Source organism: Pseudomonas sp. NFR16 (assembly GCF_900108875.1).
Taxonomy (GTDB): domain Bacteria; phylum Pseudomonadota; class Gammaproteobacteria; order Pseudomonadales; family Pseudomonadaceae; genus Aquipseudomonas.
Map to the genome: position 1 here is coordinate 418,652 of NZ_FNYJ01000003.1, position 23,203 is coordinate 441,854.

Genomic DNA, 23,203 nt, shown 5'->3' on the forward strand with positions numbered 1-23,203 from the left:
GCGTACCGAGACCTCATCATGTGTGAACTTCTGGGCATGAGTGCCAACGTACCCACCGACATCGTGTTCAGCTTTACCGGGCTGATGCAGCGCGGCGGGCGTACCGGTCCGCATCGTGACGGTTGGGGCATCGGGTTCTACGAAGGGCGCGGATTGCGGCTGTTCCAGGATCCCGCGGCCAGCAGCGAGTCCGAGGTGGCGCAGCTGGTGCAGCGCTATCCGATCAAGAGTGAAGTGGTCATCGGGCATATTCGCCAGGCCAACGTCGGCAAGGTCTGTCTGTCCAACACGCATCCTTTCGTGCGCGAGCTGTGGGGGCGCAACTGGTGCTTTGCCCACAACGGCCAACTGGCGGATTTTCATCCCCGCGCCACGTTTTACCGGCCGGTCGGCGATACCGACAGCGAGGCTGCATTCTGCGATCTGCTCAACCGGATCCGCGAGGCGTTCCCCGAACCTGTCGAGATCGAACAGCTGTTGCCGACGCTGGTCGAAGCCTGCAATCACTACCGCAGCAAGGGCGTGTTCAACGGTCTGCTCAGTGATGGCGACTGGTTATTTTGCTTTTGTTCCACCAAGCTGGTGCACATTACCCGTCGAGCGCCGTTCGGTCCGGCCCGCCTGAAGGATGTCGATATGATTGTCGATTTTCAGGCAGAAACCACGCCCAATGACGTGGTCACCGTGATCGCCACCGAACCTCTGACCGAAAACGAGACCTGGAATCGCTACGAGCCAGGTCACTGGAGTCTCTGGCGCCGCGGCGAATGCGTGGCCCAAGGGCGAACCTGAAAGAGAGGGATCTATGCTGCGAAGCTATCTGCGACTGGTGTTGTTCACGGCGGGCCTGTTGATCGGCGTGCAGATTCCCGGCTTCATCAGTGACTACAGCAAGCGGGTAGAAGCGCATCTGATGGAAGCCCAGCAGGCCCTTCGCGGCTACAACGAGACCGCGCAGCGTTTCTTCAACGGCGATGTGCAGGCGCTGATCCAGCATTATCGCAGCAGTGAGGACCCGGTGTTTCGCGCCGATGCCAGCAACATCAACAACCTGTTGACGCGCACTCAGACGCTGGACCGCGAGTGGCTCGCGCTACAGGGCCCGTGGTACGCACGCGCTTATCACGTCCTGACCGCCGCCGACCCCGACATTCGTACGGAAACCTGGAATGGCTACACATGGCAGGTGCTGCTGTCGCCGGAAGTCATCGGCTGGGGCTTGGCCTGCGCGCTGCTGTTCTCCCTGGTGATCGAAAGTTTTGTGGTGTTCATCGACTGGCTTTTCGTTGGCCGACACCACGTCCGCCCGGTCAATCGCGACTGGCGTTGAGCCCTGAGCCGATTGACGGTCTGATCGCTGATGAACAGGGCGAGCCGGCTCTGGACATTCGCCCCGTTCGCGGCGTCTGTAGGACCGGCTTTAGCCGGGAAGGGGCCGGTTACAGCCAGTCGAGATGCGGAGGCTGGAAACCAGTCTTCGCGAGCAAGCTCACTCCTACACGATTTCTGCGGCGTTGCCTGGTATTGGTCAAACACAAAACCTGTGGGAGCGGGCTTGCTCGCGAAGGCTTGATGCACTGCCCGTAGGAGCGTGGCTTGTCCCGCGATCGGCGACGAAGTCGTCGTGAAGCCCGGCCATGCAGTCTGCCTGACATACCCCGTCATCCGATTCTGCTGCCGCTGCGCGCCAGATCGCGGGACAAGCCGCGCTCCTACAAGGGATTTGTGGGGTTGCCAGGTTCGTGTCGAGCACAAAACTCGAAGGCTGATGGTCACGCGATATCTCTCCGGCGAACATATCGGCCTAATCGCGAGCAAGCTCACTCCCACACGATTTCTGCGGCGTCGCCTGGTATTGGGTCAAGCACAAAACCTGTGGGAGCGCGCTTGCTCGCGAAAGCTTGATGCACTGCCCGTAGGAGCGTGGCTTGTCCCGCGATCGGCGACGAAGTCGTCGTAAAGCCCGGCCATGCAGTCTGCCTGACATACCCCGTCATCCGATTCTGCTGCCGCTGCGCGCCAGATCGCGAGCAAGCTCACTCCTACAGTTGCTGTGCCAAGGCAGGAATCTGGCAGGCGCCTTTTCGGCTAAAGCCGGTCCTGCGAATCCCGCCTGCCAACCTTCAATCCTACGCAGGATATCGACCGTTCACTTTTTCTTATCTGCCCCTCTCGCTTTTACTAGTTGGACGCGTCGGTGGTTCTCGCCCAAGAATGCGCGTGCAGGTGACGGGCCGTTTTCAGCGCTGCCAAGTGATCTTTCTCACGCGTAAACTCAAGCCTCGTCCTAAACTTTCATTCGCACAGGAGACACCCCGTGGGCGGCCTGTTATTGAATTGTGATATCGGCGAAAGCTACGGCGCCTGGACCATGGGTCTGGATGCCGAGGTCATGCCTTACATCGATTGCGCCAATATCGCTTGCGGCTTTCACGCCGGTGATCCCAGTGTCATGCGCAAGACCGTCGCGCTCGCGGTGGCCCATGACGTCACCATCGGTGCTCATCCCGCGTATCCGGATCTGGTGGGGTTCGGCCGTCGGTCGATGGTGTGCTCTGCGCAGGAAATTCAGGACCTGCTGCATTACCAGATTGGCGCGCTGGATGGCGTGTGCCGTGCCCAGGGAGCGAAGGTCAGCTACGTCAAACCGCACGGCGCTTTGTACAACGACATGATGGCGAACCCGGCGCAGCTGCGGGCGGTGGTCGAGGCCATTGCTCGATACAACCCGCAGATGCCGCTGATGCTGCTGGCCATGCGCGACAATTCCGCCGCCCAGGCCATTGCCGATGAGTTCGGAGTGACCTTGTGGTTCGAAGCCTTCGCCGATCGGGCCTATGACGCCCTCGGTCGACTGGTGTCGCGCAACCTGCCTGGCGCAGTCCATCACGACCCGGAAACCATTATCAGCCAGGCGCTGACACTGTCCCGCGGCGAAGCTGTGATTGCCAGTGACGGCAGCGAGCTGCTGCTCGCCGCGCATACCTTGTGCGTGCATGGCGACAACGCCAGTTCCATCGCTGCGGTGCAGCGCATTCGTCAGGCCTTGGGCAAGACGTCAGCGTCATGAATGTGCGCATCGAAGTCGTCGCGATCGATTGCCTGATGGTCCGCCTGTTCGACGTCATCGATGAGGCGAACATGCCGTGGATGCTGGCCGCAAGCCTGCGTCTGCGGGAGGGCTTCGGTGCGCATTTGATAGATCTGGTGCCGTCTTACACGACCTTGATGGTGCACTACGACCTGCTGGCGCTGGATCCGCAGCAAGCGCGCGCCGTCATTGCCGCCGCGCTACGACACCTGTCGCCTGACGCCGGCGAAGGCGGCCGGCAGCATGTGTTGCCGGTCTGGTATGACGCGAGCGTCGGGCCTGAGCTGGCCTTGTTGTCCAGACGCAGCGGCTTGTCGGTGGATGAAGTCATCCAGCGTCACAGCCAGCGCGAATACCAAGTGTTCGCGCTCGGTTTCGCGCCCGGCTTCGCGTTCATGGGGCTGGTCGAAGACGTCCTCGCTGCGCCTCGCATCAAGACCCCGCGCAAGCGTGTCGCCGCAGGCAGTGTCGGGATTGCCGAGCGGCAAACCGCAGCGTACCCGCTGGAATCCCCCGGCGGCTGGAACATTCTGGGGCGCACGCCGGCAAAGTTGTTCGACCGCACCCTCGACGGCTACAGCCTCATGCAACCAGGCGACACTGTGCGTTTTGCGCCGGTGAGCCATGCCGAATTCATTCGTCTGGGCGGCGACGACACCCCGCTGGAGGCGCTGAAATGAGCAGGCTGACCGTCAAAAGCAGTACGCCGCTTTGTCTTTTGCAGGATGCAGGCCGCTTCGGTGTGCGCCATCTTGGCGTGACCCAGGGCGGCTCGCTGGACTGGGTGTCGATGGCCTGGGCCAACAAACTGCTGAACAACCCGCTCGGCGCCGCTGTTGTCGAGGTCACCCTCGGTGGCCTGACGCTCATCGCCGAAGCCGACTGCTGCCTCGCGCTGGCCGGCGCTGACCTGGGCGTGATGCTCGACGATCGCTCCATCGCGCCGTGGCGCAGTTTCTTCGTCAGAAAAGGCCAGCACTTGCGTTTCACTCAGCCCGTATGTGGGGCGCGCGCTTACCTGGCAGCCCCTGGCGGGTTTGATGCCCGCGATGTGTTAGGTAGCTGTGCGACAGTGGGGCGCGAAGGGCTCGGTGGTCTGGATGGCTACGGCAAAGCGCTGGGTGAGGGCGATCAACTGACCTACTCGGGCGCTTCCTTCCAGTTGCATACGCTGCCCGCCCACCTGATTCCGGACCTCGACGATGCGCGGGCGCTCGACGTCGTACTCGGCGCACAGATCGGCCAGTTCAGCGGCCAGAGCCTGTTCGATGCCTTCAACAGCGACTGGACCCTGGACAGCCGCGCCGACCGGATGGGCATGCGCCTGCTGGGCCCGGAGTTGGTCTATCAGGGCAGACCGATGATCTCCGAAGGCATTCCGCTCGGCGCCATTCAGGTCCCGCCTGACGGCCAGCCGATCGTCCTGCTCAACGACCGCCAGACCATCGGTGGCTACCCCCGGCTCGGTGCACTGACCCCGCTGTCGCTGGCACGGCTGGCGCAAAAACTGCCGGGGAGTGGGGTGCGGATGAGGGCCGTGGTGCAGGAGGTTGCGCATCGGGAGCAGGTGGGCTGTTTGAAATCGCTCGCGAGCTAATCGGTTTTGTGACTTTAGTCCTACGTGATTGTCAGAAATGCTGGTCAGGATTGTGGGGTAATCATTTTCGAGCGAGCGTCGTTAAGCAATTCATGTATTCCTGACATGAGGTGCACGCATGAACCTGACTTGGATTGTCGATCAGAATCACACCTATAAGCAGGCTATAAAGATTGCCTATGAAAAAGCTTTACAGGAAGGCTTGGTCGATGAGCAGACTGCGCAAGAGTGTGAGTGGGTGTTGAGTGAGCCCGAGCCTGATTATATATATCATGAAGTTAAGGACAAAGACCGATCACAGTTGCTTGAGGACGGGTGCATATCATTTCGAACGCTCAGCGCGCGTGATCTTTACGAGCACATAAAACTGAGCGCTCGTCGTAATGCGGCAGAATGTATCGCAGTGCAGATGGAACGCATGTGGGAGGATTTAAAGAAAGAAGTTATCAATATGAATGCCGACAGGCTCGGAGAAATAAGTTTTTCAGTTGATGAGGCTGGAGAAGTTCGTCCGGTTTGTAATATGAATGATCTGGAGGTTGATGATGAGAAAAAACTCTTTGAAATTCTTGATAAGCGATCAGGGTTAAAGCAATTAGCTATTGAGTATGCTTCAATTCTTGCAAAACTTGTACCGTACACGGCAGATGGTTTGTCCGCTGAATATGCACGATATTTCGTAATCTTTAATCCATGAAAGACTAACCACAATTGCTTGCGGTTAGTCTTCGGGTGTCAGCCGATCATGCTCATTGTGCAGATCTGTGTGATGGGCACTGGGCTGATGCCGGTGTTTGGATTACCTCGAACAGTGACATACCAGTGACCACTATTATATCCGGCTCGCCACCATCTTATGTTGTCATACACACCAGTGAATGGAGCGGTGGAATGGCGACCAATACAGCTTTGAAAGTCTATATATTTTCCTATTCCTCCATCGATAGTGACCCATCGAGAAACTACCGTATTGGAAGGGACTTGATTGTCTGGCTGGAGGATAAAATCGACTGTTGCTCCTTCCAGGTAATGGTCCGTGGAGTCTCTAATGTTACCCGCCCACATAATCTGGTCTCTGAAAGTTCTCGTCGAGAAATAAGTTCCCGTACTTGGGCCCCTTGTCTCAATTCTAATATTGTGAGCGTAAGGCGCAGATCCGAAATCAATATGGAAAAACCTGTTTTGTCGAAAGGAAGAGCCGATTGGGTGCGAAATCCTAAGCTTTACTCTCTGGCCGACGGCAAGTGAAGGGATGATGAGCGACTCAGACGTGGGCGTGAGCTGCCATTTCTCTCCAATGTTATATTCAATTTTCCAATACGAGCTTTCATCCCCTTGCTGGACATGATTGATCATGACTTTCTGTCCACGTAGAGCTATGAAGCTGTAGTATTTTACGTCAGTGGCGGTTTCCAGTTTGTCAAAAATACGGTTGATTTTATCAGGTAACTCGATGAATTGAGTGTCGGTGGGTTCCGCTAGCTCGTGTTTGGAGCTTGATCAATGGTGCTCTCATTAATGCCTGTATTTTGCATATTATCTTCGCAGTCCGCGCGGGCTGCAGCCACCGGAGCGAATAAAACACCAATAGTTAAAATCATCGACGTCGCTAGGGCAGTTTTCTTATAGGCGCATTTGTTCATAATAAATCCGTTTAAGTTATTTGCATGACAAGTGGTTTCTATTCAATAGGTAAGCACTATTGAGGTGGGGGTTTTGAATATTGCATCGCTGATGAAGAGACATAATCATCGCTTGCGGGAAGGATCAATGCTTAATATGTAAGGAAATGTGAAGCTGTGTGGCCGGAGACCGCGCCATTTTTGGAGCAGAGCAGAGCAGAGCAGAGCAGCGCAGAGAGGGGGAAGGGCTTAAAATGAGATTTAGGGCTTTTAGTAGTCCGGCTTGCTGCGGCGGCAAGGTTGGGGGCGCCACCACCAGCAAGCCAGCTCTCAACAATCTCATTATTACTTCGCCAGATACCGCATCCCTTCCTCCAGCCCTCGCAGCGTCAGCGGATACATCTGGTCTTCGATCAGGTCGCGCACGATATGGGTGGAGGTTGTGTAGCCCCAGGCGTCTTTGGGGTAGGGGTTGATCCAGATGATCTTCTTGAACTTGGCCATGAAGCGGTGCATCCAGACGTACCCGGCTTCTTCGTTCCAGTGTTCGACGCTGCCGCCCGGCTGGGTGATTTCGTAGGGCGCCATGGCGGCGTCGCCGATGAAGATGATTTTGTAGTCGGCGCCGTATTTGTGCAGCAGATCTAGTGTGGACGTGCGCTCGGACGTGCGGCGCAAGTTGTTCTTCCACACGGATTCATAAATGAAGTTGTGGAAGTAGAAGTATTCCATGTGCTTGAACTCGGTCTTGCAGGCCGAGAAGAGTTCTTCGCACACTTTGACGTGGGCATCCATCGAGCCGCCGATGTCGAACAGCAGCAACAGTTTGATGGTGTTGCGTCTTTCCGGACGCATCTGGATGTTCAACAGCCCCGCGTCACGCGCGGTGTGATCGATGGTGCCGTCGATATCCAGCTCGTCCGCCGCGCCCTGACGGGCGAACTTGCGCAGGCGCCGCAAAGCCACTTTGATGTTACGAGTGCCGAGTTCAACCTGATCGTCGAGGTTCTTGTACTCGCGCTGATCCCAGACTTTTACAGCCTTGCCCTGACGCTTGCCGGCGTCACCCACGCGGATGCCTTCAGGGTTGTAACCGCCCGAGCCGAACGGACTGGTGCCGCCCGTGCCGATCCATTTATTGCCGCCAGCGTGGCGCTCTTTCTGTTCTTCCAGACGCTTTTTGAATGCCTCGATCAGCTTGTCCAGGCCACCCAGCGACTGAATTTGCGCGCGCTCTTCATCGGTCAGCGAGCGCTCGAATTCCTTGCGCAGCCAGTCTTCGGGGATCAACGCCTGCAGGTGGTCGTCGAGCTTTTCCAGCCCATTGAAATAGGCGCCGAACGCTCGGTCGAACTTGTCGAAATGGCGTTCATCCTTGACCAGAATCGTTCGGGACAAGTAGTAGAACTCATCCATGTCGGCGAAGGTCACCCGTTGTTTCAGGGCGTTGATCAGGTCCAGCAGTTCACGTACCGACACCGGCACCTTCGCTGCGCGCATCTCGTTAAACAGATTGAGCAACATGATGGTTGTCCCGCACTTGTCCCAGTGTCAGCGATTGCCGCGACGGCTCATGAACGCCAGCCGTTCGAGCAACTGCACGTCCTGCTCGTTCTTGACCAGCGCACCGGCCAGCGGAGGGATGGCTTTGGTCGGATCGCGCTCGCGCAGTACAGCCTCACCGATGTTGTCGGCCATCAGCAGCTTGAGCCAGTCGACCAGCTCGGAGGTGGAAGGTTTTTTCTTGAGGCCCGGCACCTTGCGGACGTCGAAGAACACGTCCAGCGCTTCGCTCACCAGATCCTTCTTGATGTCGGGATAATGCACATCGACGATCCGCTGCAACGTGGGGCGGTCGGGAAAGGCGATGTAGTGGAAGAAGCAGCGGCGCAGAAATGCGTCTGGCAGTTCTTTTTCGTTGTTCGACGTGATGATGATGATCGGGCGCTTCTTGGCCTTGATCGTCTCGTCGATTTCGTAAACGTAGAACTCCATCTTGTCGAGTTCCTGCAACAGGTCGTTGGGGAACTCGATGTCGGCCTTGTCGATCTCGTCGATGAGCAGGATCACCCGCTCTTCGGACTCGAACGCTTCCCAGAGTTTGCCTTTCTTGAGGTAGTTACGTACGTCGTGGACCTTGTCGACACCCAGTTGCGAGTCGCGCAGGCGGCTGACCGCATCGTATTCGTACAGGCCCTGATGGGCTTTGGTGGTCGATTTGATGTGCCAGGTGATCAGCTTTGCGCCAAAGGACTGCGCCAGTTGTTCAGCAAGCATGGTCTTGCCGGTGCCGGGCTCGCCCTTGACCAGCAGCGGTCGCTCCAGCGTGATGGCGGCATTGACGGCAAGCTTGAGGTCGTCAGTGGCGACATAGGCCTGGGTGCCTTCGAACTTCATCGGAAAATCCTCGAACCTGGCGCACGGGCAGTGTGCCCGGGCGACGTAAATAAGCGGAAAGAATGCGGCGACTATAACGCGCCGTTCGTTCGACTGTGAACGCAGACGGTTTATTCAGTTGCTGAATGGCCGGTCGCGGTCTGACCGGCTTCGCGCGCTTGAGAAAACGCGCGTACGGAACTGCACGCTCAGGGAGCGACCTGGCTCACCCCCTGACGCAATCGCAGTCAATCCGCCTCTTTTTTGCCGCTGTCGTAGCGCGTGTTGAACGCCTGAACGAACGCGTTGCGCAGGATTTGCAAGAACGCCTGGAACGCGCTGACATCCTGTTTATGCACGCTGCCGCTCAATTCCACGCGGGTTGCAAACTGGTTCTTGCCCTGATTCTTGAGCACGGTTTCGCTGGCGCCCACCACCGCTTCCCAGATCGAGCGGAAGAAACCTTTGTTCTGATTCTCTACGTCCTGCTGCCAATTGAAGATATCCACATCGCGCAGCAGCGGTTTGATGTAGCCGCTCAGCTGACCTTTTTTCGCCTGTGCTTCGATCACCACATCGCCGTTGCCGGCTTTGAAGTCGAATTTGCCGTAGGCCGAGGCGAAGTCGTTCATGCTCTTGAGCTGCAGATTGGTGGCGCGCAGTTTGAAGTCGAAGTCCTCGAAATTGCTGAACGGGTCGAAGGTCGCGCTGGTCTCCAGCGGCGCTTCGCCTTGCAACAGGGCCTTGCCTTCAAAGCGGGCGTCGCGTTTGCCAGCGGTGTCAACGACGTTGGTCAGGTTGAAGATGCTGGCGTTGATGCTGTCGGCCTCGATTTTCACCTTCGGCGTCGAATTGAAGTTACTGAAGGTGATCTTGCCGTCCTGAATCTTCACTTCGTTGAGGGTGATGGGGAGCAGCTTGTTCAACTGAGCGCGCCAGTCGGTGCCGGCACCGGTCTGGGTCTGCTGTTTATTGGCGCCGCCATCGACGAAGTTCAGTTCGGGGCGCACGAACGCAACCTCAGCCACCACGGCGTGGTCGTACCAGAGTGAGTGCCAGCTGACCGACAAGTCGATGACGGGCACATCGAGCAGCGGGACCGGCACCTTGCCGTCGACCTTGACGATGTTCAACCCGTTGATCTTGTAGGCGCCTCGCCAAAGGGCCAGATCCACATCCGCCACCTGGCCGCGGTAATCGCCCATGTCGGCAAGCTTGTCGTTGAGGTAGTTGCGCACCACATAAGGCAACGCGATATGCACTGCGATCAGCAGTACGATGAGGCCGAGGATTGTCCACAGCGGCCAGCTATAGCGACGTTTCATGACGACACTCTCCGGTTACGTAGATTTGTTGACTGTCGGCGGTGTCATCGGTTCGCTACGACTGGACGCCACACGGGCCCAAGGCATAGGCTTTGGGCTTTTCCCAAACCTGCACAAGGACCCGGTCATGAGCCGTATTTACGCAGACAACGCCCATTCCATCGGCAATACGCCACTGGTGCAGATCAACCGCATCGCGCCGCGCGGGGTCACCATCCTGGCCAAGATCGAAGGGCGTAATCCGGGATATTCGGTCAAGTGCCGGATCGGCGCGAACATGATCTGGGACGCTGAAAGCAGCGGCAAGCTCAAGCCGGGCATGACCATCGTCGAACCGACGTCGGGCAACACCGGCATCGGTCTGGCATTCGTGGCGGCAGCGCGCGGCTACAAGCTGATGCTGACAATGCCTGCCTCCATGAGCATCGAGCGGCGCAAAGTGCTCAAGGCGCTCGGCGCCGAGCTGGTGCTGACCGAGCCGCCGCTGGGCATGAAAGGCGCCATCGCCAAGGCCGAGGAGCTGGTGGCGGCGAATCCGGACACGTTCTTCATGCCCGCGCAGTTCGAAAACCCGGCCAACCCGGCCATTCACGAGAAGACCACCGGCCCAGAGATCTGGAACGACACCGATGGCGCCATCGACGTTCTGGTGGCCGGCGTGGGCACCGGCGGCACCATCACTGGCGTGTCGCGTTACATCAAGCACACCATGGGCAAGCCGATCATCTCGGTCGCCGTCGAGCCGATGGGTTCGCCGATCATTACGCAGAAGCTGGCGGGCGAAGAGATCAAGCCAAGCCCGCACAAGATCCAGGGCATTGGCGCAGGGTTCATCCCGAAGAACCTCGACTTGTCGATCATCGACCGGGTCGAGCTGGTCAGCGACGAGGAGGCCAAGGCCATGGCGTTGCGGCTGATGCAGGAGGAAGGGATTCTGTGCGGCATCTCGTGCGGCGCGGCCATGCAGGCGGCGGTGCGAATGGCCGAGAAGCCGGAAATGCAGGGCAAGACCATCGTCGTCGTCTTGCCGGATTCGGGCGAGCGCTACCTGTCGAGCATGCTCTTCAGCGACCTGTTCACTGAACAGGAGCTGACTCAATAACCCCATCGCGGCACGCTCCGGCTTTTTACCGGAGCAGCGAAGGCTTATGATGGGCGCCATTCACACCCGCCGGATGGTTGCTTCAGGTCATCTGGCGGGATCAGCAGTTTGATTAGAATCCTGCCCGCGTCCTGCAATGCTGTTCAGCGCAACGATGTGTATGTGCCTGTTCCAAGGAGAGTTTGATGACCCTTTCTTTCGCTGCCAAGGTGGCGATTCTGCTGCTGTTCGTGGGCAGCACGCTTTACGTGCATCTGCGCGGCAAGGCGCGTCTGCCGGTGTTGCGTCAGTTCGTGAATCACTCCGCACTGTTTGCCCCGTATAACGCCCTGATGTACCTGTTTTCCAGCGTACCGTCCAAGCCCTATCTGGACCGCAGCAAGTTTCCCGAACTCGATGTGCTGCGCGATAACTGGGAAACCATTCGTGATGAAGCGATGCACCTGTTCGACGAAGGCTATATACGCGCCGCCGCCAAGGACAACGATGCGGGCTTCGGGTCGTTCTTCAAGAAAGGCTGGAAGCGCTTTTATCTGAAGTGGTACGACAAACCGCTGCCGTCCGCCGAGGCGCTGTGCCCAAAGACGGTTGAACTGGTGAGCCGCATTCCCAACGTCAAAGGCGCGATGTTCGCGCTCCTGCCTGGCGGCAGCCACCTGAACCCACACCGCGATCCGTTTGCCGGTTCGCTGCGCTATCACCTGGGTCTGTCGACGCCGAACTCCGACGACTGCCGCATTTTCGTCGACGGCAAGGTGTATGCCTGGCGTGATGGCGAAGACGTCATGTTCGATGAAACCTATGTGCACTGGGTCAAGAACGAAACCGATGTCACGCGTGTGATTCTGTTCTGCGACATCGAAAGGCCGTTGAGCAACCGCTTCATGACCGCCGTCAACCGCAGCGTCAGTGCTTTTCTCGGGCGCGCAACCGCCCCGCAGAACACCGATGACGAGCGAGTCGGCGGCATCAATCAGGCGTATGCGTTCAGCAAGCGTTTCAGCAACACCTTCAGCGGCAAGGTCAAGCAGTTCAAACGCGCCAATCCCAAGGCGTACCGCATATTGCGCCCCGTGCTTGCGGTTGTTGTGCTGACGCTGCTCGGGTACTGGTTGTTCGGCTGATCCACCTCTGAAAAGCGCCGCCGCACTGTGTGCCGCGGCGCTTTTTTTTGTCCGAAATGCCCTGTTGCGTGGCGAATAGCACGCCCATTCAATCCAGCGACCGGCGCTGCGCCGATCATCGAGCGCTTCCGGCTGTCAGTCATTCCCGACAGCCAGGGGCACTTTGATGAAGGCAGATCCATGGCACGCCGACTTACCCTGTTAACCCTCACGCTACTTTCCTGTTCCTGCAAACTGATGGCGGCCACCGCTGACGAGGAACATGGGTTTCTCGCCGATACGTCGCTGAATGTGCTGGCGCGCAATTTCTTCCTCGAGAATGACTACCGGACCGGCCACTCCGGGCAGAGTTATCGGCAGGAGTGGGCACAGGGGTTCATCGCCAATCTGCAATCGGGCTTCACTCAGGGCACGCTCGGCCTGGGCGTCGACGCGCACGCATTTTATGGTCTGAAGCTCGACAGCGGGCGAGGGCGAGCGGGGACCGGGCTGTTGCCGCTGGATGACGACGGACGGGCCGCGGACACTTATTCCGACGCCGGTGGCGCGATCAAATTGAGGGTGTCACGCACGACCTTGAAGTTCGGCGAGATGGAAGTGGAAACGCCGGTGCTCGATACGGGCGACAAGCGCCTGCAGCCGGAATACGCAACGGGCTTTTTTCTCGACAGCCGTGACGTCGACGGCGTCAAGCTGGTGGCCGGGCACTTCACGGCGTTCAAGAACGAAAACGCCTCGACGGCCAAGGGTGACTTTGATGGCTACGGTGCCAGCACTGACGGGCGCGCGCTGAGCCTGGCGGGCATCGAGACCACTGGCGATTCGCCCTTTGGCGGTTCTGTGTACGCCTCCCAACTCACTGACACCTGGCGGCAGTACTACACCAATCTGCATCACTTGAGCGTGCTGTCCGATAACAGCTCGCTGCTGCTGGACGGCAATCTTTATCGCACCCTCGATGAAGGCGCGGCCAAGGCGGGCGCCCTGAACAACACCGCTTACAGCCTGTCGGCGAAATACCATGTCGGGTCTCAGGGATTCACCCTGGCCTGGCAGAAGGTCGACGGTGATACGCCGTTCGATTTTGTCGGCGGCGACTCGATCTATCTGGCCAACTCGATCAAATACGCGGACTTCAACGGCGCCCACGAGAAGTCATGGCAGGCGCGCTACGATCTGGACTTCGGCGCGTTCGGCATCCCGGGGCTCAAGTTCATGACGCGCTATGTGCGCGGCAGTGACATCGACGGGACCCACGCGCCACAAGGCGCGGTCTATCAGCCGTTCGATGAGTCGACCGGTCGTTACCAGCCGATTCAGGGCAAGGGCGGGCGCCACTGGGAGCGCGACATCGACCTCAAATACGTCGTGCAGTCGGGGCCTGCCAAAGACCTTTCGTTCAACGTGTCGCACCTCTCGCATCGAGGCAACGATGCGCAGGGCGGCGCCGATATCGACCGGCTTTACCTGGTGGTCGAGTACCCGCTCAATCTGCTGGACTGAGCGAACGAAAGCGTGCGGAGGTCAATCGCACGCGCAAGGCTGCATTTGATATTGCGCAAGGCATCGCAGGCTGGTTATAGTCGGGCTCGGTGTTGCAATGTCTGGCAACACTGGGTCATCCCTTTGACTCTTTCTCTCAAGAAGCCGACCACGATGCCTGCAACCCGCTCACATGATGCGTTCCACGCCACAGCATCTGCTGTCGCTGAACCGTGCGGTTGCCTGCAAGTCGCCTTCCTGACGCGTTATCCCCCACCTTCCCCTGTGAACAGCCCGGTCGTGTGCGTTGCAGCACCGCCAGGCGTGGTCGTGCTGGGCTGATCGAGCGTCGCGAACGTTCGATCCACGCCTGCAAAACGCCAACAAAACATCCGTGAATCCGGCCAGTGCCGGGTCCGATTTTGTCTGAATCACAGGTGAAACCATGTTTGCCAATAAAGCCCTGGCCTCGATGGCCACGACTACCCTGTTCGTCCTGCTCTGGAGTAGCGGGGCGATCGTCTCCAAGTGGGGATTGACCCACGCTTCGCCTTTCGCATTTCTGTTCTTTCGTTTTCTGCTGGCGCTGATTGCGCTGGTGGTCCTCATCCCGACGCTGGGCTACAAGCTGCCTGATACCCGGCGCACGCTGGGTTACGCCCTGGCAACCGGTGCCGTGCTGCTGGGGGCTTATCAGATCTGCTATCTGCTGGCACTGGACATGAAAGTCGCGCCCGGTGTCATGGCCACCATCATGGGGGTGCAACCGATTCTGACCGCGGTGCTGGTCGAGCGCAGTCGTTCGGGATCGCGCATGTTCGGCCTGAGTCTGGGCCTGGCCGGGCTGGTGCTGGTCGTTTACCAAGGCATCGGCGATGGCGGATCGCTGGCGGGCATGCTCTTTGGCGTGCTGGGCATGTTGAGCATGACCGGCGGCTCGATCATGCAGAAGCGGATCACTGACAATCCGCTCGGTACGCTGCCGGTGCAGTATTTTGCCGGCGCCGTGGTGTGCGCGGTGTTCGTACCGTTCCAGCCTTTTCACTTCGAACACAGCATCGGGTTCTACGTGCCTGTGATCTACATGGGGTTGGTGGTGTCGGTGTTGGCGACTTTCCTGCTGTATCGGCTGATCGCCCAAGGCAACCTGGTCAACGTCACCAGCCTGTTTTATCTGGTGCCGGCCGTGACGGCGATCATGGACTACCTGATCTTCGGCAACCGTCTGGCGCTGTTGAGTATGCTGGGGATGGTGCTGATCGTGGTGGGATTGGTGTTCGTGTTTCGCAAGGTGAAGTAAGGCGAGCGTCAGGCCTTCGCGACTGATCGTGCCGAAGGCCTGCGGCGCTAGTTCAAACTCACGTGTCGGCTCAGCAATGCCCGCAAAGCCGCGGGTTTGACCGGTTTGGCCAGGTACTCAAGGCCCGCGGCATGCACCTGAGCGATCAGCTCCGGGCGACCGTCGGCACTGATCAGCACACCGGGCACCGGTTCTCCCAGTTGGGTGCGCAGCCAGGCCATGAGCTCGGTGCCGGTTTCGCCATGATCGAGGTGGTAATCGACCAGCGCCAGGTGCGGGCGGATGCCGTCGTCGAGCAGCGTCTGGCACTCCTCACGGTTGCGCGCGGTCCAGACCTGACATCCCCAGCGGCTGAGCAGGCTGTTCATGCCGATCAGAATGCTGTCCTCGTTGTCGACGCACAGCACGTGCGTGCCGTTGAGCTCTGCCCGCTTGGGTTCAGCGGCCGGCGGGTGCGGCAACGTCTGCGCGCGGGCCAGCGGTACGCTGACACTGAACACGCTGCCTTTGCCCGGCCATGAGCGCACTTCCAGCGTGTGGCCGAGCACGCGACACAGTCCGTCGGCAATTGCCAGCCCCAGTCCCAGGCCTTTTTCGGCTCGGGTCTGATGGCTGTCCAGACGCTTGAACTCTTCAAAAATCACCTGCCGTTTGTCTTCCGGAATGCCCGGACCGCGATCCCAGACTTCCAGACTCAACTGATCGCCTTTTCGCCGCACGCCCAGCAAAATCGGGCCTTTGGCATAACGAAAGGCGTTGGTGAGGAAGTTCTGCAGCACCCGGCGCAACAGTTTCGCGTCGCTGGCGACACGCAGGCGGCTGCCCCGCACGCGAAAACTCAGGCCCTGTTCCTGTGCCAGCGCCTTGAATTCCGCACCCAGGGTGTCGAACAGGTTATTGAGCGCAAACGGCGTGATGGTCGGGGTGAACTTGCCGTTCTCCAGACGCGAAATATCCAGCAGGTCGCTGATCAGGTCCTCGGCCGAGCGCAGCGAGCTGTCCAGATGCTGAATCAGCGTGCGCGCCTCGTCAGGCACATTGTCATCGGTGTGCAGCAGGGCGGCCGAAAACAGCCGCGCGGCGTTCATCGGTTGCATGAGGTCGTGGCTGACAGCGGCCAGGAATCGCGTCTTCGACTGGTTCGCCGCTTCGGCATGGGCCTTGGCTTCGGTGAGCGCCAGGTTCAACTGCGACAGCTCGCGGGTGCGTTCGGCAACCCGTTGCTCCAGGCTTTCGTTGACGCCTTTGAGGGCCTGCTCGGCTTCGCGAAACGCCGTGATGTCGGTGAAGCTCATGACGAAACCGCCGCCGGGCATCGGGTTGCCGATCAGCTCGATCACCCGGCCATTGGGAAACAGGCGTTCGGAGGTGTGCGCGCGGCCCTGGCGCATCCAGTGCAGGCGTCGGGCCACATGCACTTCCGCCTCACCCGGGCCGAGCAGCCCGCGTTCGGCGTTGTAGCGAATGATGTCGGCAATGGGCCGGCCGACGCTGATCAGCCCTTCGGGATAATTGAACAGCTCCAGATAGCGGTCGTTCCACGCCACCAGCCGCAAGGACTGGTCGACGACGCTGATGCCCTGGGTAATGTTCTCGATGGCGCCCTGCAGCAAGGCGCGGTTGAACTGCAGCACCTCGGACGCTTCGTCGGCAATGCGCACAACGTCTTCGAGTTGCATGTCGCGACCCTCGATCGCGGCTTTCACCACCGCCCGGGTCGACGAAGTGCCGAGCACGCCTGCCAGCAGCCGCTCGGTGTGGGCGATCCAGTCGCCATTGGCGTTCTGGTTGGGGTTGAAGCCTTTGCCCTGGCGATAGGCGAAACGAATGAAGCTCTGCTGCGCGCGTTCTTCACCGACGAAACGCGCCGACAGTTTGAGCAGATCCTCGATCTGTACGGCCAGCAACGAACGGTTGTTGGGCCGGGCCTGCAGCTCCTGGCCGATGAAGCGGCCCGCTTGCCAATGCTCTGAAACCCGCGTGCGCGACAGCAGCGACACCCAGACGAACAGCGCGAAGTTACCCACCATCGACAGCACCACGCCCTGCGTCAGCGGGCTGATCGGCAGGTTCAGCGGGTTACTGTGCAACCAGGCCAGCAGCGGGAAACTGCTCAATGACCAGCCCATGCTGTGCGCGGCCAGCGGCAACACCAGGGCGTAGAACCAGATGAAGACGCCAGCGGCCAGCCCTGCAAACACGCCCCGGCGGTTGGCGGGCTTCCAGTACAGCGCGCCGATCATGGCCGGCATCAACTGGGTGATCGCGGCAAAGGCAATCTGGCCGATGGTGGCAAGGCTTGCGGTCGATCCCAGCAGGCGATAACTGACATAGGCCAGCAGCAGAATCGCGACGATGCTGACCCGGCGCACTGAGAGCATCCAGTAGCGGAAGACTTCGAAGGGGCGCTCGGCAGTCTTGCGCCGCAGCAGCCACGGCAGCAGCATGTCGTTGGATACCATGGTCGACAAGGCCACGCTCGCCACGATGACCATCCCGGTTGCCGCTGACGCTCCGCCAATGAACGCCAGCATCGCCAGAGCAGGGTGCGCGTGCGCCAGTGGCACGCTGATCACAAACGAGTCGGGCAGGACGGAAGCCGGCAGAAGCATCTGCCCGGCCAGCGCGATCGGCACCACGAACACCGCCGCCAGCAGCAGATAAGCGGGGAATACCCATTTGGCCAGGCGCAAGTCTTGGGGCTCGATGTTTTCCACGACCGTGACGTGAAACTGTCGGGGCAGGCAGACGATCGCCATCATCGCCACGCCGGTCTGCACGACCATCGAAGGCCAGTTGACCGTTTCTTTCCAGTACTCCTCAAGACGAGGCGCGAGCATGGCCTGACTGAACAGGTCATCGACGCCGTCGTACAGGCCGAACGTGACGAAGGCGCCGACCGCCATGAAGGCGAACAGCTTGACCAGGGATTCGAACGCAATCGCCAGGACCATGCCGCGATGGTGCTCGGTGGCGTCGAGGTTGCGCGTGCCGAAGACGATGGTGAACAACGCCAGCACCAGCGAGACGATCAGCGCGGTGTCCTGAGCGCGGGTGCCCGCAGCGTCGGCGCCAGCACCGATGAGGATATTCACCCCCAGGACGATGCCTTTGAGTTGCAACGCGATGTAGGGCAGCACGCCGATCAGGCAGATCAGGGCGACGACGACGGCCAGGGATTGCGACTTGCCGTAGCGGGCGGCGATGAAGTCGGCGATGGAGGTGATGTTTTCCTGCTTGCTGATCAGCACCATCTTCTGCAGCACCCAGGGCGCCAGCAGCAGCAACAGGATCGGCCCCAGATAGATCGGCAGGAACGACCACAGCTGTTCGGCGGCCTGCCCCACAGAGCCGAAGAACGTCCAGCTGGTGCAATAGACCGCCAGCGAAAGGCTGTAAACCCAGGCCCGCAAACGAGGCGGCAGCGGTGCGCGCCGACGATCGCCGTAGAAGGCGATGGCGAACATGATGGCCATATAGGCCAGAGCGACGGCAGCGATCAGTCCGCTGGACAGCGACATGGGAACTCCAGATTCATGCGGTATCGATTTCAACTGCGATCCATTGCAGGTGGGACAGTCTCGCATGCCGGGTGACGTTCGTCTGTCTCGACCAAGGTCTGAGCGGTGGTGCAGGTCCTCCGGCGTGCACGATCACTGCAGGAGCGTGCTTGCCCGCGGAAGGGAATCGCATATCTGCGAAATCTATGAGGTATAGAGAAATTACCCGCTTAATCGATATCAGGACGCGCCGTAACATGGACACCACCTCACACGGGGACCGGAGCGCACCATGAATCACATCCTCTCTCTGCCACGCAGACCCTTCAGCCAACTGACTCACCCACGGGAAGTCATCCGCCAGTTCACGCCGAACTGGTTCGCCGCCACGATGGGCACCGGCATCCTGTCCACTGTGCTGACTCAGTTGCCGATAAACATCGCCGGCGTCTTTCAGCTGGCCGAAGCGCTGTGGTTCTTGAATATCGGCTTGTTTCTGACCTTCAGCTTTTTGTATGCCGCTCGCTGGGTTCTATTCTTCCATGAAGCGCGGCGGGTGTTCGGCCACTCCACGGTGTCGATGTTCTTCGGCACGATTCCGATGGGCATGGCGACCCTGATCAACGGTCTGCTCCTCTTCGGGCAGGCGCGCTGGGGCGCTGCGGTCTTGCCGCTCGCCGAAGCGCTGTGGTGGCTGGACGTTGCGATGTCGCTGGCCTGCGGCGTGCTGATTCCATTCATGATGTTCACGCGGCAGGAGCATCGCATCGATCAGATGACCGCCGTGTGGTTGTTGCCGGTCGTGGCCGCCGAAGTCGCGGCGGTCAGTGGCGGCTTGCTCGCCGCGCGTCTGCCCGATGCGCACAGCCAGTTCAACGTGCTCATTACCAGCTACGTGCTCTGGGCGCTTTCGGTGCCGGTGGCTTTCAGCATTCTGACCATTTTGCTGCTGCGCATGGCGCTGCATAAATTGCCGCACGAAAGCATGGCGGCATCGAGCTGGCTGGCGCTGGGGCCGATCAGCACGGGCGCGCTGGGTCTGATGGTGCTGGGCGCCGACGCACCGACCGTGTTTGCGGCCCATGGTCTGCAAGGCGTGGGCGAGATCGCCTTTGGACTGGGTCTGATCGCCGGCGTTCTGCTCTGGGGCGTGGGCGTGTGGTGGCTGTTGATGGCGCTGTTGATCACCGCGCGGTATCTGCGCAACGGCATGCCCTTCAACCTCGGCTGGTGGGGGTTCACCTTTCCGTTGGGCGTCTTCGCCCTGACCACCCTCAAGCTGGGCGCGGTGCTGAACCTGGCATTCTTTTCGACCCTCGGTAGCCTGCTTGCCGTCGCCCTGACCGTACTCTGGCTGGCGATCATGAAGCGCACGCTGATCGGTGCCTACACCGGCGAACTGTTCGTGTCACCGTGCATTGCCGGGTTAAAGCGCTGATACGGTCTCAGGGCGCGCACGATCCCAGTGTGGCCCGAGTCTGCTGGCGAAGAGGTCTGTACATTCACCCCTGCAACGTCTTCAATGTGGCTCGGACAGGAATCCCGCCTTCCAATCCCAAAGCCGAACCCGGCGTCATTCAGGACGAAGTTTGATGAGTCAGTCGCAATTCAGTCTGTTGGGCAAACGGCGTTTCCTGCCGTTTTTCGTGACGCAGTCGCTGGGCGCATTCAACGACAACATCTTCAAGCAATCGCTGATTCTTGCCATTCTCTACAAGCTCAACGTCGACGGCGATCGCTCGATTTACGTCAACCTGTGCGCATTGCTGTTCATTCTGCCGTTCTTCCTGTTTTCTGCACTGGCCGGCCAGTTCGGCGAGAAATACCCCAAGGACCGACTGATCCGTCTGATCAAGCTGCTCGAAATCGCCATCATGGTCGTCGGCGCCGTCGGCTTTCTCTACGATCATCTGTCACTGATGCTGGCTGCGCTGTTCGCCATGGGCACGCACTCGGCGCTGTTCGGCCCCGTGAAATACTCGATCCTGCCGCAGCACCTGCACGAAAACGAACTGGTGGGCGGCAACGGCCTCGTCGAGATGGGCACGTTCCTGGCGATCCTCGCGGGCACCATCAGCGCCGGCATCATGATGTCGGCCAGCAGCTATGCGCCAATCGTCTCTACCGCGATGGTGCTGGTTGCCTGCCTGGGTTACCTGGCCAGCCGCGCGATACCGTTCGCAGCCGCCGCGTCCCCCGAAATGCGCCTGAACTGGAACATCTTCAGCGAATCCTGGGCCACCCTCAAACTCGGGCTGGGGCAGACCAAAGCCGTCTCACGCTCCATCGTCGGCAACTCCTGGTTCTGGTTCGTCGGCGCGATCTATCTGACGCAGATTCCGGCCTACGCCAAGGAGTTTCTGTACGGCGATGAAACCGTCGTCACGTTGATTCTGACTGTGTTCTCCATCGGTATCGCCGCAGGATCCATGCTGTGTGAGCGCCTGTCGGGGCGCAAGGTGGAGATCGGTCTGGTGCCGTTCGGCTCGATGGGGCTGACGGTTTTCGGCCTGTTGCTGTGGTGGCATTCGGGCGATTTTCCGCAAAATGTCCAGGCCAACAACTGGCTGGCCATTCTCGGTTACGCTCAGGCCTGGTGGGTGTTGCTGGACATTCTGGGCATCGGCATCTTCGGCGGTTTCTACATCGTTCCGCTGTACGCACTGATTCAGTCGCGCACCCCGGAGAAGGAGCGCTCACGCGTCATTGCCTCCAACAACATCCTCAACGCGCTGTTCATGGTGGTGTCGGCCATCGTTTCGATCATCTTCCTCAGCGTGGTGAAGCTGTCGATCCCGCAGCTGTTTCTCGTCGTCTCGCTGATGAACATCGCGGTCAACACGTACATCTTCAAGATCGTTCCGGAATTCACCATGCGTTTCATGATCTGGCTGCTCAGCCATTCGATGTACCGCGTGGAGCACAAGGACCTCGAGCGGATTCCCGACGAGGGCGCGGCGCTGCTGGTCTGCAACCACGTCTCGTTCGTCGACGCGCTGCTGATCGCAGGCTCGGTACGCCGCCCGATCCGCTTCGTCATGTACTACAAAATCTTCAACCTGCCGGTGCTCAACTTCATCTTCCGCACCGCAGGCGCCATCCCCATCGCCGGACGCAGCGAGGACCCGATCATCTACGACCAGGCGTTCAAACGCATTGCCGGCTACCTCAAGGAAGGCGAACTGGTGTGCATCTTCCCTGAAGGCAAACTGACCACAACGGGCGAAATCGACGAATTCAAAAGCGGCATGACCCGCGTGCTGGAAGAGACCGACGTGCCGGTCATCCCGCTTGCATTGCAAGGCTTGTGGGGCAGCTTCTTCAGCCGTGACCCAAACAAAGGCGTGTTTCGCAGACTCTGGTCACGCGTCACCCTGGTGGCCGGACCGGCCCTGACCGGCGAAGAGTCGCAACCGGCGCTGGTGCGCGAGCGCGTGGCGGCACTCAGAGGCACCGTGCGCTAAGCGCTGACATGTCTTGAATAGTCTGCGAGCGGACATGCTCGAGGCAGCGGGGCAGGGCGATGGTCACTGATCGCCTGACCCGGCGTCGTGCGAATGAATCAGGTGGGTAAGAAGCAGTCCCGCGCTTGGCCCACCATCATCACGATGCAACTTACTGCCCTGTACGTTAATGCGCAGCAGGCTTTTGCTGCGCTGGATGCTCTTCATCCGGAGCCATCTTCCGGAAATACGTCGAGAGCAACGCGCCCGAGATGTTGTGCCATACGCTGAACAACGCGCTGGGCACGGCGGCGAGCGGGGAGAAGTGCGCGCTGGCGAGGGCCGCGCCAAGGCCGGAGTTCTGCATGCCGACTTCCAGTGACAGCGACTTGCGTTGGGCCAGTGGAAGCTTGAACAGCTTGCCGGTGAAGTAGCCCAGCAGGAAACCGAAGCTGTTGTGCAGAATGACCACGGCCATGATCAGCAGGCCCGATTCCGCGATCCTGGACTGGCTGGCGGCTACCACGGCGCAGACGATCATCACGATGCTCACCACCGAAATCAGCGGCAGCACGTCGACCGCGAATTGCACGCGCGTGCCGAGCAGGCGTTGAGCGATCACGCCCAGCACGATCGGCAGCATCACCAATTGCAGGATCGACCAGAACATTTCCATGAACGAGACCGGCAGCCACGCCGAGGCCAGCAGCCAGATCAACGCCGGCGTCAGCAGCGGCGCAAGCAGGGTGGTGACGGCCGCGATGGCGACCGACAGGGCCAGATCGCCTTTCGCCAGCCACGTCATGACGTTGGATGACGTGCCGCTCGGGCAGCAACCGACCAGAATGACGCCGACAGCGATCTCTGCGGGCAGATGAAACACCTGGCACAGCAGCCAGGCGACGCCCGGCATGATCACGAAATGGGCCACCACGCCCAGCGCCACGCGCCACGGATGACGCACGACTTCCGAGAAATCGTCGAGCTTGAGGGTCAGGCCCATGCCGAACATGACCAGCCCCAGCAGCGGCACGATCAGGGTTTTCAGACTGATGAACCAGGCCGGGAACAGGAACGCCAGCACGGCGAACAGCAGCACCCAGTACGCGAAGGTATTACCGACAAAACGACTCAACGCAGCCAGGGCACGCATGGCTCGCTCCTTTTATTATGGGTTTCACGATTGCAGGAGCGCGCCTGGTCCGGGCCGCATTCGTCCAAATGCGGCCCAGACCAGGCGC

At 59.8% G+C, this 23,203-nt stretch carries 17 protein-coding genes; 12 read left to right on the forward strand and 5 right to left on the reverse strand.

The genetic code is table 11. The features are described 5' to 3' along the window. Positions 1 to 18 precede the first annotated feature (18 nt). The 6 genes from BMZ10_RS14925 (at position 19) to BMZ10_RS14950 (ending at position 5,385) form a co-directional block, all read left to right on the forward strand. Positions 19 to 792: a class II glutamine amidotransferase gene (locus BMZ10_RS14925; protein WP_093463601.1), complete on the forward strand. Its 774-nt coding sequence runs from the start codon at positions 19 to 21 to the stop codon at positions 790 to 792. Between the two features lie 13 nt (positions 793 to 805). Continuing rightward, a complete protein-coding gene (locus tag BMZ10_RS14930; protein ID WP_093463604.1) occupies positions 806 to 1,330 on the forward strand; it encodes a DUF2937 family protein in 525 nt (174 codons plus the stop codon). 987 nt (positions 1,331 to 2,317) lie between these two features. Next, the gene (locus BMZ10_RS14935; RefSeq protein ID WP_093463607.1) at positions 2,318 to 3,070 is read left to right on the forward strand and encodes a 5-oxoprolinase subunit PxpA; all 753 of its coding nucleotides are present in this window, start codon (positions 2,318 to 2,320) and stop codon (positions 3,068 to 3,070) included. Beyond that, positions 3,067 to 3,771: a 5-oxoprolinase subunit B family protein gene (locus BMZ10_RS14940; protein ID WP_093463610.1), complete on the forward strand. Its 705-nt coding sequence runs from the start codon at positions 3,067 to 3,069 to the stop codon at positions 3,769 to 3,771. Before BMZ10_RS14935 ends, BMZ10_RS14940 begins: the two co-directional genes overlap by 4 nt. Further along, positions 3,768 to 4,688 (forward strand): 5-oxoprolinase subunit C family protein, encoded by a 921-nt coding sequence (locus BMZ10_RS14945; RefSeq protein ID WP_093463613.1) that lies wholly within the window; start codon positions 3,768 to 3,770, stop codon positions 4,686 to 4,688. The genes BMZ10_RS14940 and BMZ10_RS14945 overlap by 4 nt, the downstream gene beginning before the upstream one ends. Positions 4,689 to 4,806: 118 nt before the next feature. After that, positions 4,807 to 5,385 carry a hypothetical protein gene (locus BMZ10_RS14950; RefSeq protein ID WP_093463616.1) on the forward strand — a complete coding sequence of 193 codons (579 nt, stop codon included), beginning with the start codon at positions 4,807 to 4,809 and terminating at the stop codon, positions 5,383 to 5,385. A gap of 1,270 nt (positions 5,386 to 6,655) precedes the next feature. Here the strand turns inward: BMZ10_RS14950 and BMZ10_RS14955 are convergent. The 3 genes from BMZ10_RS14955 to BMZ10_RS14965 form a co-directional block, all read right to left on the reverse strand. Continuing rightward, positions 6,656 to 7,834 (reverse strand): vWA domain-containing protein, encoded by a 1,179-nt coding sequence (locus BMZ10_RS14955; RefSeq protein ID WP_093463619.1) that lies wholly within the window; start codon positions 7,832 to 7,834, stop codon positions 6,656 to 6,658. A 27-nt stretch (positions 7,835 to 7,861) separates the two neighbouring features. Next, positions 7,862 to 8,707 carry an AAA family ATPase gene (locus BMZ10_RS14960; RefSeq protein ID WP_093463622.1) on the reverse strand — a complete coding sequence of 282 codons (846 nt, stop codon included), beginning with the start codon at positions 8,705 to 8,707 and terminating at the stop codon, positions 7,862 to 7,864. Positions 8,708 to 8,934: 227 nt separating this feature from the next. Next, positions 8,935 to 10,011 (reverse strand): DUF748 domain-containing protein, encoded by a 1,077-nt coding sequence (locus BMZ10_RS14965; RefSeq protein WP_093463625.1) that lies wholly within the window; start codon positions 10,009 to 10,011, stop codon positions 8,935 to 8,937. Positions 10,012 to 10,138: 127 nt separating this feature from the next. Between BMZ10_RS14965 and cysK the strand changes: the two genes are divergently transcribed. The 4 genes from cysK (at position 10,139) to BMZ10_RS14985 (ending at position 15,019) form a co-directional block, all read left to right on the forward strand. Next, positions 10,139 to 11,113: a cysteine synthase A gene (gene cysK / locus BMZ10_RS14970; protein ID WP_093463629.1), complete on the forward strand. Its 975-nt coding sequence runs from the start codon at positions 10,139 to 10,141 to the stop codon at positions 11,111 to 11,113. Positions 11,114 to 11,298: 185 nt separating this feature from the next. Next, entirely contained in the window at positions 11,299 to 12,237 is a 939-nt protein-coding gene (locus BMZ10_RS14975) for an aspartyl/asparaginyl beta-hydroxylase domain-containing protein (protein WP_093463632.1), read from the forward strand. A gap of 180 nt (positions 12,238 to 12,417) precedes the next feature. Then, complete coding sequence (locus BMZ10_RS14980) at positions 12,418 to 13,740, forward strand: OprD family porin (RefSeq protein ID WP_093463635.1); 1,323 nt, start codon at positions 12,418 to 12,420, stop codon at positions 13,738 to 13,740. A gap of 424 nt (positions 13,741 to 14,164) precedes the next feature. Beyond that, entirely contained in the window at positions 14,165 to 15,019 is an 855-nt protein-coding gene (locus BMZ10_RS14985; RefSeq protein WP_093463641.1) for a DMT family transporter, read from the forward strand. Positions 15,020 to 15,066: 47 nt separating this feature from the next. On the opposite strand, the gene BMZ10_RS14990 is transcribed toward BMZ10_RS14985, so the two are convergent. Then, positions 15,067 to 18,540, reverse strand: a complete 3,474-nt coding sequence (locus tag BMZ10_RS14990; RefSeq protein ID WP_093463643.1) for a hybrid sensor histidine kinase/response regulator — start codon at positions 18,538 to 18,540, stop codon at positions 15,067 to 15,069. Positions 18,541 to 18,811: 271 nt separating this feature from the next. On the opposite strand from BMZ10_RS14990, the gene BMZ10_RS14995 reads away from it, so the two are divergent. Beyond that, on the forward strand, positions 18,812 to 19,957 hold the full coding sequence (locus BMZ10_RS14995) for a TDT family transporter (RefSeq protein ID WP_093463646.1): 1,146 nt from the start codon (positions 18,812 to 18,814) through the stop codon (positions 19,955 to 19,957). A gap of 151 nt (positions 19,958 to 20,108) precedes the next feature. After that, a complete protein-coding gene (locus tag BMZ10_RS15000) occupies positions 20,109 to 21,983 on the forward strand; it encodes an MFS transporter (protein WP_093463649.1) in 1,875 nt (624 codons plus the stop codon). A gap of 166 nt (positions 21,984 to 22,149) precedes the next feature. Here the strand turns inward: BMZ10_RS15000 and BMZ10_RS15005 are convergent, their stop codons facing one another. After that, positions 22,150 to 23,115: a bile acid:sodium symporter family protein gene (locus tag BMZ10_RS15005; protein WP_093463652.1), complete on the reverse strand. Its 966-nt coding sequence runs from the start codon at positions 23,113 to 23,115 to the stop codon at positions 22,150 to 22,152. Between the last annotated feature and the right edge of the window lie 88 nt (positions 23,116 to 23,203).